At 64.2% G+C, this 13,925-nt stretch carries 16 protein-coding genes; 13 read left to right on the top strand and 3 right to left on the bottom strand.

Annotation, left to right across the window (positions count from 1 at the left end):
- Nucleotides 1-11 precede the first annotated feature (11 nt).
- Together lptC and B9A23_RS09870 are read left to right on the top strand one after the other, a co-directional pair.
- Nucleotides 12-656, top strand: a complete 645-nt coding sequence (gene lptC, locus B9A23_RS09875) for an LPS export ABC transporter periplasmic protein LptC (RefSeq protein ID WP_084278671.1) — start codon at nucleotides 12-14, stop codon at nucleotides 654-656.
- A gap of 28 nt (nucleotides 657-684) precedes the next feature.
- Nucleotides 685-1,245 (top strand): LptA/OstA family protein, encoded by a 561-nt coding sequence (locus tag B9A23_RS09870; protein WP_084278670.1) that lies wholly within the window; start codon nucleotides 685-687, stop codon nucleotides 1,243-1,245.
- Between the two features lie 25 nt (nucleotides 1,246-1,270).
- Here the strand turns inward: B9A23_RS09870 and B9A23_RS22230 are convergent, their stop codons facing one another.
- Nucleotides 1,271-1,537: a hypothetical protein gene (locus B9A23_RS22230; protein ID WP_139797407.1), complete on the bottom strand. Its 267-nt coding sequence runs from the start codon at nucleotides 1,535-1,537 to the stop codon at nucleotides 1,271-1,273.
- Between B9A23_RS22230 and B9A23_RS09865 the strand changes: the two genes are divergently transcribed.
- Nucleotides 1,510-2,370, top strand: a complete 861-nt coding sequence (locus B9A23_RS09865) for a nucleotidyltransferase family protein (protein WP_084278669.1) — start codon at nucleotides 1,510-1,512, stop codon at nucleotides 2,368-2,370. The genes B9A23_RS22230 and B9A23_RS09865 overlap by 28 nt on opposite strands.
- A 6-nt stretch (nucleotides 2,371-2,376) precedes the next feature.
- Here the strand turns inward: B9A23_RS09865 and B9A23_RS09860 are convergent, their stop codons facing one another.
- Nucleotides 2,377-3,024 carry an HAD-IA family hydrolase gene (locus tag B9A23_RS09860; RefSeq protein ID WP_084278668.1) on the bottom strand — a complete coding sequence of 216 codons (648 nt, stop codon included), beginning with the start codon at nucleotides 3,022-3,024 and terminating at the stop codon, nucleotides 2,377-2,379.
- A gap of 146 nt (nucleotides 3,025-3,170) precedes the next feature.
- Here B9A23_RS09860 and B9A23_RS09855 point away from each other — a divergent pair, with 146 nt between their 5' ends.
- From B9A23_RS09855 to B9A23_RS09845, 3 genes are all read left to right on the top strand, one after another.
- Entirely contained in the window at nucleotides 3,171-3,950 is a 780-nt protein-coding gene (locus tag B9A23_RS09855) for a universal stress protein (protein ID WP_084278667.1), read from the top strand.
- A gap of 39 nt (nucleotides 3,951-3,989) precedes the next feature.
- Nucleotides 3,990-4,478 carry a COG3650 family protein gene (locus tag B9A23_RS09850; protein WP_084278666.1) on the top strand — a complete coding sequence of 163 codons (489 nt, stop codon included), beginning with the start codon at nucleotides 3,990-3,992 and terminating at the stop codon, nucleotides 4,476-4,478.
- A 393-nt stretch (nucleotides 4,479-4,871) separates the two neighbouring features.
- Entirely contained in the window at nucleotides 4,872-7,190 is a 2,319-nt protein-coding gene (locus tag B9A23_RS09845) for a CDC48 family AAA ATPase (RefSeq protein WP_084278665.1), read from the top strand.
- Between the two features lie 36 nt (nucleotides 7,191-7,226).
- On the opposite strand, the gene B9A23_RS09840 is transcribed toward B9A23_RS09845, so the two are convergent.
- Nucleotides 7,227-8,549, bottom strand: coding sequence for a sensor histidine kinase (locus tag B9A23_RS09840; protein ID WP_084278664.1), 1,323 nt, complete (start codon nucleotides 8,547-8,549; stop codon nucleotides 7,227-7,229).
- 192 nt (nucleotides 8,550-8,741) lie between these two features.
- Here B9A23_RS09840 and rpmH point away from each other — a divergent pair, with 192 nt between their 5' ends.
- From rpmH to dapE, 7 genes are all read left to right on the top strand, one after another.
- A complete protein-coding gene (gene rpmH, locus B9A23_RS09835) occupies nucleotides 8,742-8,876 on the top strand; it encodes a 50S ribosomal protein L34 (RefSeq protein ID WP_039336437.1) in 135 nt (44 codons plus the stop codon).
- Nucleotides 8,877-8,927: 51 nt separating this feature from the next.
- The gene (gene rnpA / locus B9A23_RS09830; protein ID WP_084278663.1) at nucleotides 8,928-9,329 is read left to right on the top strand and encodes a ribonuclease P protein component; all 402 of its coding nucleotides are present in this window, start codon (nucleotides 8,928-8,930) and stop codon (nucleotides 9,327-9,329) included.
- Nucleotides 9,326-9,535, top strand: a complete 210-nt coding sequence (gene yidD, locus B9A23_RS09825; RefSeq protein ID WP_084278662.1) for a membrane protein insertion efficiency factor YidD — start codon at nucleotides 9,326-9,328, stop codon at nucleotides 9,533-9,535. The genes rnpA and yidD overlap by 4 nt, the downstream gene beginning before the upstream one ends.
- Nucleotides 9,536-9,568: 33 nt before the next feature.
- A complete protein-coding gene (yidC, locus tag B9A23_RS09820) occupies nucleotides 9,569-11,380 on the top strand; it encodes a membrane protein insertase YidC (RefSeq protein WP_084278661.1) in 1,812 nt (603 codons plus the stop codon).
- Nucleotides 11,377-12,030 carry a ribosome biogenesis GTP-binding protein YihA/YsxC gene (yihA, locus tag B9A23_RS09815; protein WP_084278660.1) on the top strand — a complete coding sequence of 218 codons (654 nt, stop codon included), beginning with the start codon at nucleotides 11,377-11,379 and terminating at the stop codon, nucleotides 12,028-12,030. The genes yidC and yihA overlap by 4 nt, the downstream gene beginning before the upstream one ends.
- A 67-nt stretch (nucleotides 12,031-12,097) precedes the next feature.
- Nucleotides 12,098-12,772, top strand: coding sequence for a glutathione S-transferase family protein (locus B9A23_RS09810; RefSeq protein WP_084278659.1), 675 nt, complete (start codon nucleotides 12,098-12,100; stop codon nucleotides 12,770-12,772).
- Entirely contained in the window at nucleotides 12,772-13,902 is a 1,131-nt protein-coding gene (gene dapE / locus B9A23_RS09805; RefSeq protein WP_084278658.1) for a succinyl-diaminopimelate desuccinylase, read from the top strand. Before B9A23_RS09810 ends, dapE begins: the two co-directional genes overlap by 1 nt.
- The last annotated feature ends 23 nt before the right edge of the window (nucleotides 13,903-13,925 follow it).

The following is a 13,925-nucleotide window of genomic DNA, read 5'->3' as shown; positions in this document are numbered from 1 at the left end:
AGGCTCAAGGAATGACCGTTCAGGCCGACATGATCAGGACGCAGCGTCGCGGCTTTGCGGCGCCCGGCGGATTCCACGATCGGCTGGTACATTTCCTTGCGCGTGCGCTTCCGGCTGCGGTTGGCGCGCTGCTGGCGATCATGATCATTGCGCCGCTTTCTCCACGTGGTGAAATCAGCTTCCTGCTCGACAGGCGCAAGGTCGCGGTTGTCGATGACCGGATGCAGGTGTCGAGCGCGATGTATCGGGGCCAGGACGACGATGGCCGCAACTTCTCGCTGACAGCCGGGTCGGCCGTACAGCGGACCAAGACCCGCCCGCTGATCGAGCTCGACCAGTTGACGGCCCGCATCATGCTGGACGAGGGGCCGGCCCTGCTGACGGCAAACCGGGGCGATTATGATTTCGGCAAGGAAATCGTCGATATCGCGGGGCCGGTGAACTTCCAGAGTTCGGACGGCTACAGGATGACCGCGTCGAACGTCGACATCGACCTTGGCGCAAAACAGCTGAAAAGCCGTGGCCCCGTCGAGGGCAGGATACCGGCTGGCACCTTCTCGGCCGACCGCATCGCTGCCGACTTGCAGGAACGTACGGTGACGCTTGATGGCAATGCGCGCTTGCGCATGGTCCCCGGACAGATGAAAATGCCATGATCTTGCCGCTCCCAGGACAGTTTTTCGCATGAACCGCACTTCACAAGACGTCATCCGTTCCGCTCTGCGCAGCGCGCGTCCCCTGCGTTGGGGTGTGATCGGCTTTGCCGCATCAACAGCGCTCATTGCGGGCGCGCAGCACCTTTCTGCACAGGGTCTCGCCAACCATGACAGCAAGGCGCCGGTGAACTATGCAGCCGACCGGATCGAAGTGCAGGACAAGGCCAAGCGGGTCGTCCTGTCGGGCAATGTCGATATCACCCAGTCAAACCTTCGCCTGCAGGCCGCCCGGACAACCGTGGCCTACACCAACAACAACGAGATCCAGATCGATCGCATCGACGCCACAGGTGGCGTGCGCGTCAACCGCGGCAACGAAAGTGCGCAGGGCGACGTGGCGGTTTACGATTTCAACCGCAATATCATCACCATGACCGGCAATGTCGCGCTGCGCCAGAATGGCGATATGCTGAACGGCGGGCGCCTCGTGATTGACCTCGATTCCGGGCTTTCAAGCGTTGACGGACGATCCGGAGCTGGCGGAAGCGGCCGCGTGACCGGCACTTTCCGCGTGAGGGACCGGAACTGACCTGATCGGCTCGGGCTGACGGTCGTCAGCTGCTGCAATGCTTCCGGGTGGCAACCACCACGGGATCATCGGCTTCTGGCGCATTGCCGACGATCAGCTTGAGCCGGCCGCAATCAAGATTTGCGCCCTTCTGCAGTGCCAGGGCAATCGTCGACCGGGATTCCGGCGCCTTGGTCAGTGCTGCTGCATAGACAAAGCCTTTGGTCCAGTGACCGCCTGCGACCAGCGCATCGGCGCGACTATCCCGAACCGGGCCTTCGCCCGATGCGCGACGTCGACCTGCTCCTGCCACCCGAGCAGGCGGCCCGTGCTCAGGCTTTCCTTCTGGCCCACGAATACTACCGTTTGGCGCCTTGGGCGACCGACAAGACGGTCGAGCCGGCCCATCATTTCTGGAATCTCCAAGACATCGCGATGGAGCTCACCATCGAGGTGCACCTTAGACTCAATGCCACGCCGCGCTGGCAGCACGAACACAAATTGATCGCGCGCATCCTCGAAAGCGAATCCACCATGCGGGTCAGCGCGCGGGAGATCCGCGTGACCGATCCGATCACGAACCTGCTCCATCTGGTAGAGCACGCAACGCTCCACCACGCATTTGACAATGGCCCGCTGATTCTTGCGGATCTGCATTATCTGGTTCGCCGTCACCAGATCAACTGGCCCAGCCTGATCACGCAGGCACGCGAACTCGATCTCCTGCGGCCGCTGCAGCTCATTGCCGAGATCGCGCGGGCGTTCGGTGCCGCCTGGATTCCCTCAGAGCTCCCGCCCCGCGCGGACCTGCAGCACTTGTTCCTGCCAGCGGCATGCCGCGCCATGCTGCAGGGCGACCAACTGGCCCAGCAAGGCAAGATGTTGCGGCCTGTTGATCCTGGCTCGGGCAAGCGGGGTATGTGGCGCGATGCCCTGTGGCGAGCGCTTCATCCCGATCCACGGCAACTCGCGCTCATCGCCGGAGTGGGTGAAGACAGCGCGTGGCGCTGGGTCGCCTTGCCGCGTTGGCTGGTGGATCGCGCCACGAAGTATCTGGCGGCGCGCCGGAACTTGCGAGACCTGCTGAAGGATGGAGCCTTGCCGGAACTGCAAGGGTGGCTGCTCGGCGAAGGCACTGAGCGCTGACACCGTTCAACCCAGCGTGAGGCCAAGCGCCTTGCCGAGATCTGCCAGCGCCTGCTCGCCGCTCGTCACCTTGATGGCGTGCATGCCCATGGCCGCGGCCGGCTTGCAGTTGATGCCAAGGTCATCGAGGTAGATGCAGGCGGCGGGATCGACGGCAAGAGCCTCGCACATCATCGCGTAGATGCGCGGATCGGGCTTGCGGACACCCGCCTTGCTGCTCTCGATAACGTGCTCGAAGCGGGCGAAGATGCGTTCGAGTTCGTCGCTGCCATTCGCGCTGCGCGCCATGCCGGCGCCATGGCCGGTGGGCACATTGTTGGTGATGCACCCGAGCCGCAGGCTTTCGGCGGCAAGCTGATCTAGCGCCCGCACCATCGCCGGACGGACGGCGCCGGCAAGAACTGCCAGCACCGCAGCGCCGTCCAGTTCGTGACCCAGCGCCCGGGCCTCGTCCGAAAATCGCGCATCGAACTCGGTGGCACTGATTTCGGCCCTTTCGAACATTGCCCAAGCGTTGGTGTCGGGATCGCGCGCGTTGACCTGTCGAATGAAGTCGCGCGGCAGGCCGCGTTCTGCCTCGAGTCTGTTGAAGGCCTCGAAGGGCGAAGAAGTGATCACGCCGCCGAAATCGAAAATTACTGCCTGATAGGTCATCGCCGTTCCCGAAGCTTGTTATTGACCTCGTTTAACTGCGCGATGAAGGCTGGCCAAGCAGACAATCTGCACGGCTTTGACCTGGATCATCGCAAGGTGTGATGCCCCGGCGCAGACAGGGTGTACGTCCAGCAGGAGGAAACACCATGCGCTCCATTTTTTGCCCGATCGAGAATTCGGAGACTCTCGACGACCGCGTCGAGACTGCGCTTGCTCTTGCCCGACATGCCAATGGACACGTGACGTTTCAGATCGCCACCCCCTTCTCGCAGTTGGCGACCTGGGAGCCATTCGGCGGTGCGGCGATATCGGCAGCGGCAATCAACGAAGCGCGCGAGAACGACCGGGTCTTCGCCGCGCAGATCGACGCACGAATCGCCCCGCAGGATGTCCCTTTCGATGTCGTGGTTGTCGACGAGGATCGTCTTGAGGCCGCCGCGGCAGCCGCGCGCTTTGCCGATGTATTGGTGGCAAGCCTTGCCGATCCGGCGCTCGAGGAACTGGGCCTGGGCTTGCGTTCTCCAATCCTGGCCGTGCCCAAGGGCGCGCCATTGTTGGCCTTCGATCAGCCAGCTTTGATTGCCTGGGACGGCGGCCACGAAGCCGCGAACGCACTGCGCGCCTCTGTCCCGCTGCTGTCGTCGGCCTCGGCCGTCCATATTGTTACTGTCTGCGAAAAGGACCGGACCTTCCCCGCGGTCGATGCGGCGCGCTATCTTTCGCGGCACGGCGTCCATGCCGAATTGCATGAGCGTGAGCGGAACGGCTCGATCGCGTTCACGATCGAGGAGTGCGCATGCGAACTCGGTGCCGGGCTTATCGTGATGGGCCTGTTTGGCCATAGCCGCCTTCGCGAACTGCTGATCGGCGGCGTGTCGCGCGAGATGCTCGATCGGTCGCAGATACCGTTGCTGCTCGCGCATTGAAGCTTGGGCTTGTCAGTCGGATGGGTCACAGATGGGTGCATGTCCAAGGCCTGCACCGTTACCCTGCTCGTCTTCGCTATCGAAGCAGGCGTTCTGCTCGGCGGTTGTGCCAAGCCAGCGGCCGTCGGGCCTGCGGACGAGCCTTCGCCGGCGTCATCGTCGATTCCGCCTGCCAAAGTCCCGACGCCATTGGTTCCGCCACCGGGTCAGGCAAGCGACGCGGCGAGTCCGGCCCGTACGCCGGTGCCGCCATCTTTCCGGGCCTTGGGCACCGAGCCGTTCTGGTCAGCCACCTATGCGCGCGGCAAGGTGATCTGGTCGACGCCCGAGCAGCCTGACGGAGTGACGGTGCCGGTCAGCAGGGCAGACGCCGACGGACAAGCAACCGTGACCGGCAAGCTCGATGGCCGCATCTTCGAACTGCAGGTGCGACAGGAACCATGTTTGGATGGCATGTCCGATGCCGTGTATCCACTGTCGGTGGTCCGCAGGATCGGAGATGACACCGAGGCCGGATGTGCACGTTGAACGCGGCGGGAATCGGATTGTGCGACGCACCATCAGGCCTCGCGAGGTGCCAATGCAAACAATTGCCAACTGAACGAACCGGTCTCGTTGCGAGTGAAACAATTGAAGAATGCCATTCTTCCATAGGTTTGGCAAGCAAGTTGCAATAATCGCAACCGCTTTCGATCATTTCGCAATTGCACAAAATCCGTGTGCACTGCATACCGAACCTGCCTTTCAGGCATCCTCTCCCAAAACTTTCCGACCCGGCGGGCAACTGCCGGGTCTTTTTTTGCTCTGGTTCCAGGCTTGCATGCGCGCCTCGCAACCATCGCAGCGCAGCCGCGTTTGAAATCCCGTACGGCGGTCCCCACATCGGAACCCGTCGATAGTTCAAGGGGATTTCTCAAGCTCATGGCAGATGCGGCAACCGAAGCCCGGACCGATGCGCGCACCGTGCGCCTGCAGGTCGCTGGTGCACGTCAGGAAGAAAGTGGCCACGGCATTGCCCGCATCAGCAGGCACGTGATGTCGCATTTGGGCGTGACCGAAGGCGACGTGATCGAGATCGTCGGCAAGCGGTCTACGGCCGCACGCGTGATCCAGCCTTATCCCGAAGACGAGGGGCTGGAATTGATCCGTCTCGACGGCTTGCAGCGCGCCAATGCCGATGTCGGCTCGGGCGAGCACGTTGAAGTGCGCAAGATCGATTCGCGCCCTGCCCAGCGGGTAGTCTTCGCGCCTGCGCAGAAGGACTTGCGTCTGCAGGGTCCGGCGGTGGCGCTCAAGCGAAACTTCGCCGGACGTCCGCTTGTAACGGGCGATCTGGTGGCCACAGCCGGACAGCAGCAGGTCAACCGCACCGACATGCCGCCGCAATTGCGCCAGATGCTCAACGCGCCGGCCTTCGCACTGACGCAGATCCGCCTCACCGTCGTATCGACCAGCCCCAAGGGCGTGGTTCATATCGACGAGAACACCGAGGTCGAACTGCGTCCTGAATACGAGGAGCCGCGTTCGAGCCGTGCCGACGTCAACTATGACGACGTCGGCGGCATGGGCGATACCATCCGCCAGTTGCGCGAGATGGTCGAACTGCCGCTCCGCTATCCCGAATTGTTCACGCGCCTTGGCGTCGATCCGCCCAAGGGTGTGCTGCTGCACGGGCCCCCGGGCACCGGCAAGACTCGCCTTGCGCGCGCTGTCGCCAATGAAAGCGATGCCTCGTTCTTCACCATCAACGGCCCCGAGATCATGGGGTCTGCCTATGGCGAGAGCGAGAAGCGCCTGCGCGAGGTGTTCGAGGAGGCTACCCGCGAAGCGCCGGCGATCGTCTTCATCGACGAGATCGATTCGATCGCACCCAAGCGCAGCGAAGTGCAGGGTGAGGCAGAGAAGCGTCTGGTAGCGCAGTTGCTGACGCTGATGGACGGTCTGCAGGCGCGTTCCAACCTTGTCGTCATCGCCGCTACCAACCGGCCCGACGCCATCGACGAGGCCCTGCGTCGTCCCGGCCGTTTTGACCGCGAGATCGTCGTCGGCGTTCCGGATGAATCTGGTCGCCGCGAGATCATCGGCATCCACACCCGCGGCATGCCGCTGGCCGAGGATGTCGATCTGCAGGAGCTGGCCCGCACGACCCACGGCTTCGTCGGCGCAGACCTTGCCGCGCTGTCGCGCGAGGCTGCGATCGAGGCCGTTCGCCGGATCATGCCGCAGCTTGATTTCGAGCAGCAGACGATCCCGCAGGATGTGCTCGACAACCTGCGGGTCGAACGTGACGACTTCCTTCAGGCACTGAAGCGCGTCCAGCCTTCGGCCATGCGCGAGGTGATGGTGCAAGCGCCGACGATCGGCTGGTCCGACGTTGGCGGCCTCGACGAAGCCCAGGACAAGCTGCGCGAAGGGGTCGAACTGCCGCTCCGCAATCCCGAGGCCTTCCACCGCCTCGGCATCCGTCCGGCCAAGGGCTTTTTGCTCTATGGCCCGCCGGGCACCGGCAAGACCCTGTTGGCCAAGGCCGTGGCGAAGGAAGCGGAAGCCAACTTCATCGCGATCAAGTCGTCCGACCTGCTTTCCAAGTGGTATGGCGAAAGCGAACAGCAGATCGCGCGCCTCTTCGCGCGTGCACGGCAGGTCGCACCCTGCGTGGTGTTCATCGACGAGATCGACAGCCTCGTTCCGGCGCGCGGCAGCGGGCAGGGTGAACCCAACGTCACGGCGCGGGTGGTCAACACCATCCTGGCCGAGATGGACGGGCTGGAAGAGCTGCAGTCGGTGGTGCTGATCGGCGCGACCAACCGGCCCAACCTGGTCGATCCGGCCTTGCTGCGCCCGGGTCGCTTCGACGAGCTGATCTACGTCGGCACGCCGAGCGCGGCCGGTCGGCAGCACATCCTCGGCATCCATACGCGCAACATGCCGCTGGCAGGCGACGTGGATCTTGCCCAGATCGCCCGTGAGACCGAGCGGTTCACCGGGGCGGATCTGGAAGACGTCGTGCGCCGCGCTGGCCTCAATGCCATTCGCCGCGCTGGCGGCAATGTCGATCAGGTCAATGGCGAGGACTTCGCCCAGGCGCTCGAAGCTTCACGCGCTACGGTGACCGAGCAGATGGAGGAAGAGTACGGGCGGATGAAGGGCGAACTCAAGAAGCGCGCGATGAATCCGGAGCCGCTTGGCTTCATCACCCCCGGCATGGTCACGCCGTTGCGCGAATCCAAGCACGGGTAGGCAAGTCGGGAAGAGGTAACAGGCGGCGAGGGAGGGTCATCCGTCCTCGCCGTCCAGCGTGAAGTCCATTTCCACGACGATGCCGCGCGCATCGAACCTCCGGACGATCGTGCCGCCAAGTTGCCGTTCAGACGAACGGATCAGCGCAGAGCCGAACCCCTCGCGGCCGGACTGTCCGGGTTGCGGCGGGTCGCCGGCGCCGATCTCTTCCCAAACCACGCGGGCACGATCGCCATCGCGCTCCCATCGCACGCGCAGAAGGCCACCGGGTGCCGACCACGCGCCATACTTCACCGCGTTGGTTGCCAGCTCGTGCAGCACCAGTCCCAGCGGTACGGCGTGGCGACCGGGCAGGGTCAGCGTGCCGCCGTCCAGTTCGCACTGTTCGCTTGCCGAACGGTAGGGCGCGATGACCTTGCCGATCAGTTCGGCGAAATCCACCGTCTGGTCCTTGCCCGCGCCTTGTGTCACTTCGTGCGAGGTTACCAGGGCATGGACGCGCTTGGCGATGCGATCCACCGCGGGAGCAGCCGCTGCATCGCCCCGCGCACTCATCTTCACGATGGCCAGGATCACCGCGAACAGGTTCTTGACGCGATGGTTGAGTTCCTTGGCGAGCAGATCAGCGCGGTCGCGCGCTTCGGAGATGGCGGCAGCCCTTTCGGCCAGCGCTTCGGCCTCGGCCTTGCGGATCGCCTGCCATAGCCCCAGCGCCAGGGCGCAGACGATGACCACGAACAGCGCTGCCAGCGACGGCAGGATCTTGGCCTCGGCAGAGGCAGCGCGCTGGACGGCCTCTTCCAGGCGAGCGCGCTCGATCTCTTCCAGCTGCGCCACCGACTTGCGCAAGCCGTTCATCGCCAGCTGCCCTTCGTCGGACAGCAGGCGCGCGTGGGCATTGGGGATGCGCCGTGCTTCGACGAGTTCGACGACTCCGGCCATTTCGGCCCACTTTGCATCACCCAGGCGGGAAATCGCGGCAAGAATGCCGGCTTGCTCCTCGGGCAAGTCAGTCCCCAGCTGCCGGCGAAGTTGGCGCATGCCCTTGGCATAGCGCACCTGCCCTTCGCGATAGGGCTCGAGATAGCGGGTGTCGCTGGTGATGAAATAGCCGCGTTGGCCGGTCTCACCGCTCATCGTCGCCCGAACGATCTCGTCGAGCGATGCGAGGATCCCGCTGGTGCGGGCGGCCTGCTGTCGCTGCGTGCGTTCCACCTCGACCGTGCTGAGGATCAGCGTGAAGGTGCCGAGCAGGGCAAGCGCCACGACAACAAACAACGCCAGCGTCGGCACGCGCGGTGCCCGCTGCCACCAGCGCAGCCGCATTTCCGGCGGCCGGGATTCGCTTTCCCTTTTCATCGCGCGTGCCTAACGCCTAAGCTGATGCGGGGCAACGCATTGAACGCGCGTGCTCTTTGCCGAAGCGTTTGGCCCGGTCCGGCCTTCAGGGTTGACGCAAATGTCCCCTTCGCCTATCGGCCACCCCCTGATTCCGGCGCTTTGCTATGCGGCAAGCGCCAGTCCACAGATTCGATATAGAAGAGAAAAGCCATGAAGCGCACTTTCCAGCCCAGCAACCTCGTGCGTGCCCGCCGCCACGGCTTCCGCGCCCGCACCGCCACCGTCGGTGGTCGCAAGGTGCTTGCCGCCCGCCGCGCGCGGGGCCGCAAGAAGCTGTCGGCCTAAGCCCGACAGATTGAGACTGACAGTCTAACTCCGGTTCCGGCGAAGGCGGGGATGACCCGAATCGCCACCATCAGGAAACGGGCAGACTTTGTCGCTGCCAATCGCGGAATCCGGGTCGCAAAGCCCGGATTCGTGCTGTTGGTAAACCGCGACGTTGTTGCGGCTGAAGAAGCCGACCTGCGCTTTGGCGTCACCGTCACCAAGAAGATCGGTAACGCCGTCGTTCGCAACCGCATGAAGCGGCGCTTCAGGGCCTTGCTGCGCGAAGCATTGCCAAGTGCCGGAATTGCTGGCGCAGACCACGTGATGATTGGCCGCGAAGGCGGAGTGGAGCGTGATTTCGCCCTGCTGCGCGAGGAATTGGCCGTTGCACTTTCCCGCGCCGCCGCCGGCAAGGGCGATCCGCCAAGACGGCGTGGCGGCGAGCGCAAGACGCAGGGCAGGGGCAAGTGAAGCGCCTGCTCATCCTCATCGCCCGAGGCTGGCAACTTGGCCCGTCGCGCGTGCTGCCCCCCTCCTGCCGCTACAGTCCGTCGTGCTCGCAATACGCGATCGAAGCGCTGGAAAAGCACGGCGCGATTAAGGGTGGCTGGCTCGCGGCGAAGCGGCTATTGCGCTGCCATCCCTGGGGCGGACACGGCTACGACCCGGTCCCCTGACCGATAGACTTCAAGATCTAGGACGCGAACACGGTGCAGAATCAGCGCAACGTCATCATGGCAGTGGTCCTTACCGGCCTGCTGCTGCTCGGCTGGGAATCGGCCATGCGCTGGTTCTATCCTGCGCCGCCGCCCAAGCCGCAGGTTGCCGCAGCATCGGGCGCCACTGCTACTGCCTCCACCGATGGCTCGAAGCCCAAGCCCACGCGCGAAGGCGGGCTGCAGAATGCGGCCGACATCGCGCTGGAAAAGAAGGACCTCGCGCAGGAACTGGCTGCTGGCAATCGCGTCGTGATCGACGCACCGGGGCTCAAGGGGTCGATCAACCTCAAGGGTGCGGTGGTCGATGACGTGACGCTCGTGCGCCACCGTGAAGCGGTCGACAAGAACAGCGCGCCGGTGCGCCTGTTCTCGCCTGCCGGCACGCCTGCACAGCACTATGCGCAGCTTGGCTGGGTGGGCGAAGGCGTTGCCGCACCCGATGCGAACACCGAGTGGACCGCCGATGGCAATCGCCTCACGCCGCAGACCCCGGTCACGTTGCGCTGGGCCAACCCCACCGGCCAGACCTTCTCGATCCGCTATGCGATCGACAACGACTACATGATCACCGCAACGCAGGGCGTGGCCAACGCCGGCGGTGCGCCCGCTGTGGTCAAGCCCTTCGCGCTGGTTGCGCGTACCGACAAGACTGCCAGCCTCGACACCTGGAACGTGCACTCGGGCCCGATCGGCGCCTTTGACGGTTCGGTGAACTTCTCGAACAACTATTCGACCGTCGCCGAAGCGCAGGGGCAGACCATCCCCTTCAAGGGCACGACCAACTGGATCGGCTTTACCGACATCTACTGGCTTTCGGCGCTGGTGCCGGATGCCAGTGCCAAGGCGGAAGGCGCATTCCGTTCGCTCGGCAACGGCGTCTATCGCGCCGACCTGATCTTCCCCAACGTCTCGGTCGCACCCGGCCAGGCCCAGAGCCAGACCGTGCGGCTCTTCGCTGGGGGCAAGGAAAATGCCGTCCTCGAGAAGTACGAGGCGGCGGGCGTCACCAACTTCAGCCTTTCGATCGACTGGGGCTGGTTCCGCTGGTTCGAAAAGCCGATCTTCTGGCTGCTCGATTCGCTGTTCAAGCTGGTCGGCAACTTCGGTGTCGCCATCATCCTGCTGACGCTGATCGTGCGCGGGATCATGTTCCCGATTGCGCAGCGCCAGTTCGCCTCGATGGCGGCGATGCGTGCGCTGCAGCCCAAGATGAAGGCGCTGCAGGAACGCTACAAGGACGACAAGCAGACCCAGCAGCAGAAGATCATGGAGCTGTACAAGACGGAGAAGGTCAATCCTCTCGCCGGCTGCCTGCCCATGTTCCTGCAGATCCCGGTGTTCTTCGCGCTCTACAAGGTGCTGGTGCTGACCATCGAAATGCGTCACCAGCCCTTCGCGCTGTGGATCAAGGACTTGTCCGCGCCCGATCCGCTGCATGTGCTGAATCTGTTCGGCCTGCTGCCCTTCACGCCACCCAGCTTCCTTGCCATTGGCGTGCTGGCTATCCTGCTCGGCTTCACCATGTGGCTGCAGTTCAAGCTGCAACCGGCCGCGATGGACCCGGCACAGCAGCAGGTCTTCTCGATCATGCCGTGGATCATGATGTTCGTCATGGCGCCGTTCGCCGCCGGCCTGCTGATCTACTGGATCACCTCGAACCTGCTGACCATCGCGCAGCAGAAGTATCTCTACAGCCGCCACCCGCAATTGAAGGCCCAGGCCGACAAGGACCAGCTCGATGTCGATCGTGTGGTCGCGCGCGAGCAGAAGTCGGCTGCCAACCGGAAGCCCAAGACGCGGTGACACCTGAAGAAGAAGCCGCCCGCGCCGAACTGATCGAACAGGCGCGCCTCCTCTTTGCGGGGCGTGTCGAGTTCATCAAGTCGGCCCCGGCCCTCAAGTTCCTGCCTGATCCGGACGTGCCCGAGATTGCCTTTGCCGGGCGCTCCAACGTTGGCAAGTCGTCGCTGCTCAATGCGCTGACGGGCCGCAAGTCGATTGCGCGCACCTCGGTCACGCCGGGGCGCACGCAGGAGCTGAACTACTTCGAAGTGGGTGAGCCTACCCGCCTGCGCCTTGTCGACATGCCGGGCTACGGCTTTGCCAAGGCTCCGCCCAAGGTGGTCGAAACCTGGCGCCGACTGGTGCGCGACTTCCTGCGCGGCCGCGTCGTCCTCAAGCGCACGCTCCTGCTGATCGACAGCCGCCACGGAGTGAAGCCTGTCGATGAAGACATGATGCAGATGCTCGACGAGGCCGGCGTCGGCTATCGCGTGGTGCTGACCAAGGCCGACAAGATCAAGGCCAGCGAGCTGCAGGCCGTGACCGAGGCGACCATCGCCGCTGCCCGCAAGCGCACGGCGGCCTATCCCGAGATCATCGTGACTTCATCGGAAAAGAAGATGGGCATCGAGGAACTGCGCGCCGCCGTGCTGCAGGATTCGCTGGTCTGAGCCGTTCAGCCTCGACAGCGTTTGGCTGAACGGCTAGGCGCTGCCCCAAGGCAACGGGGCAATCACGATGAAGCTGATCATCGGCAACAAGAACTATTCGAGCTGGTCGCTGCGCGGCTGGCTGGCCTGCAAGCAATCGGGCCTGCACTTCGAGGAAATCACCGTCCCGCTCTACGGCGAGGATTGGGAAGAAAACCGCCGCGCCGACGATCTGGCTCCTTCGTCAGGCAAGGTGCCGATCCTTTGGGATGGCGACGGCGAAGACGCGCCCGTGGTGTGGGACAGCCTCGCAATCATCGATTACCTTGCCGACAAGGTCGGGCGCGACCGGTTCTGGCCCAAGGACGAGACCGCGCGCGCCATGGCCCGCTCGATGGTTGCGGAAATGCATTCGAGCTACCTCGCGCTGCGCCGCAACCTGCCCATGAACATCCGCAAGCGCGTAGAAGGCGTGGAGATCAAGTCCGAGGTCCGCGCCGACATCGTGCGCATCCTCTCGCTCTGGGCAGAGGCCCGTGCCCGCTTCGGCAAGGGTGGGCCGTTCCTGTTCGGCACCTTCTGCGCTACCGACATCATCTATGCCCCCGTCGTCTCGCGCTTCATGACTTATGGGGTGCCTGTGCCGGGCTTTGCCGTGACCTACATGGAAGCGGTCTGGACGCACGACTGGATGCAGATGTGGATCGATGCCGCCGAGAGCGAGGGCTGGACCATCGAACAGTTCGAGGAGCCCGCCCGGTGATGTCCGCATGCGATCCCATCACCTTGGCAGAACGCTTGATCGATTGCGAGAGCGTGACGCCAGCGACCGGCAGCGTGTTTGATTGCCTGCAGGGTATGCTCGCGCCGCTGGGCTTCGAGATTAACCGTTTCGTGGCGGGCGAAGCGCCCGATGGCCCGGTCGAGAACATGTTCGCGATCCGACGTGGTCCTGCAGGATCACGCCATTTCGCCTTCGCCGGGCACCTCGATGTCGTACCGCCGGGCGAGGGCTGGACTTCTGGTCCATTCAAGGCCGAGCGCCGGGGAGGGCTGCTTTATGGCCGCGGCGCGGTGGACATGAAGGGCTCGATCGCCGCGATGGTTGCGGCAGCTGCCGAGGTTCCGACCGAGGCAGGAACGCTCAGCTTCATCATCACTGGCGACGAGGAAGGCCCCGCACGCTACGGCACGGTGCCGCTGATAGAGCTGATCCGCGAGATGAAGGCCGACCCGGACCTGTGCCTGGTGGGGGAGCCGACATCGGTCCATCGCCTGGGTGACATGGTGAAGATCGGCCGTCGCGGCTCGGTGAACATGTGGATCGCCTGCAAGGGTGCGCAGGGCCACGTCGCTTATCCACACCTTGCCGATAATCCGATCCCGCGCCTGATCGCGCTGCTCGCTGACCTCGATTCGCTCGAGCTCGACGAGGGCACTGAGTGGTTCCAGCCCTCCAACCTCGAGATCACTGATCTCGAAGTGGGCAACAAGGCCACAAACGTCATCCCGGCAGAGGCCCGCGCGCGCATCTCGATCCGCTTCAATGACCGACACACCGGGGCCGGGCTGGTTGCGATGGTCGAGGACATTGCACGTCGCCACAAGGGCGAGGTTCGCGCGGTGATATCGGGCGAGAGCTTCATCACCCTTCCGGGCGATTATTCGACGCTGATCGCCGAGGCGGTCAAGGCGGAGACCGGCCTGGATCCTGAACTTTCCACCAGTGGCGGCACCTCCGACGCGCGATTCCTGCGCGCCGTCTGCCCGGTCGTGGAATTCGGCCTGTGCAATGCTACCATGCACAAGAAGGACGAGGCCGTGGCGCTGGAAGACCTGTCAGTCCTCCAGCGCATCTACCGGCGCATCACGATTTCTGCGCTGCGCGCCTGAGGCGGCACCGGGGAGGGGAGCGG

The sequence above is a fragment of the Novosphingobium sp. B1 genome (assembly GCF_900176395.1).
Lineage (GTDB): Bacteria > Pseudomonadota > Alphaproteobacteria > Sphingomonadales > Sphingomonadaceae > Novosphingobium.
Note: the sequence above shows the minus strand (reverse complement) of the source record. Positions and strands in the feature narration are given on the sequence as shown.

Bases quoted from the DNA above. Each gene is read 5' to 3' on its own strand.
- lptC (WP_084278671.1), top strand. From the start codon at position 12: ATGACCGTTCAGGCCGACATGATCAGGACGCAGCGTCGCGGCTTTGCG.
- B9A23_RS09870 (WP_084278670.1), top strand. From the start codon at position 685: ATGAACCGCACTTCACAAGACGTCATCCGTTCCGCTCTGCGCAGCGCG.
- B9A23_RS09865 (WP_084278669.1), top strand. From the start codon at position 1,510: ATGCGCGACGTCGACCTGCTCCTGCCACCCGAGCAGGCGGCCCGTGCT.
- B9A23_RS09860 (WP_084278668.1), bottom strand. From the start codon at position 3,024: ATGACCTATCAGGCAGTAATTTTCGATTTCGGCGGCGTGATCACTTCT.
- B9A23_RS09855 (WP_084278667.1), top strand. From the start codon at position 3,171: ATGCGCTCCATTTTTTGCCCGATCGAGAATTCGGAGACTCTCGACGAC.
- B9A23_RS09850 (WP_084278666.1), top strand. From the start codon at position 3,990: ATGTCCAAGGCCTGCACCGTTACCCTGCTCGTCTTCGCTATCGAAGCA.
- B9A23_RS09845 (WP_084278665.1), top strand. From the start codon at position 4,872: ATGGCAGATGCGGCAACCGAAGCCCGGACCGATGCGCGCACCGTGCGC.
- B9A23_RS09840 (WP_084278664.1), bottom strand. From the start codon at position 8,549: ATGAAAAGGGAAAGCGAATCCCGGCCGCCGGAAATGCGGCTGCGCTGG.
- rpmH (WP_039336437.1), top strand. From the start codon at position 8,742: ATGAAGCGCACTTTCCAGCCCAGCAACCTCGTGCGTGCCCGCCGCCAC.
- rnpA (WP_084278663.1), top strand. From the start codon at position 8,928: ATGACCCGAATCGCCACCATCAGGAAACGGGCAGACTTTGTCGCTGCC.
- B9A23_RS09810 (WP_084278659.1), top strand. From the start codon at position 12,098: ATGAAGCTGATCATCGGCAACAAGAACTATTCGAGCTGGTCGCTGCGC.
- dapE (WP_084278658.1), top strand. From the start codon at position 12,772: ATGTCCGCATGCGATCCCATCACCTTGGCAGAACGCTTGATCGATTGC.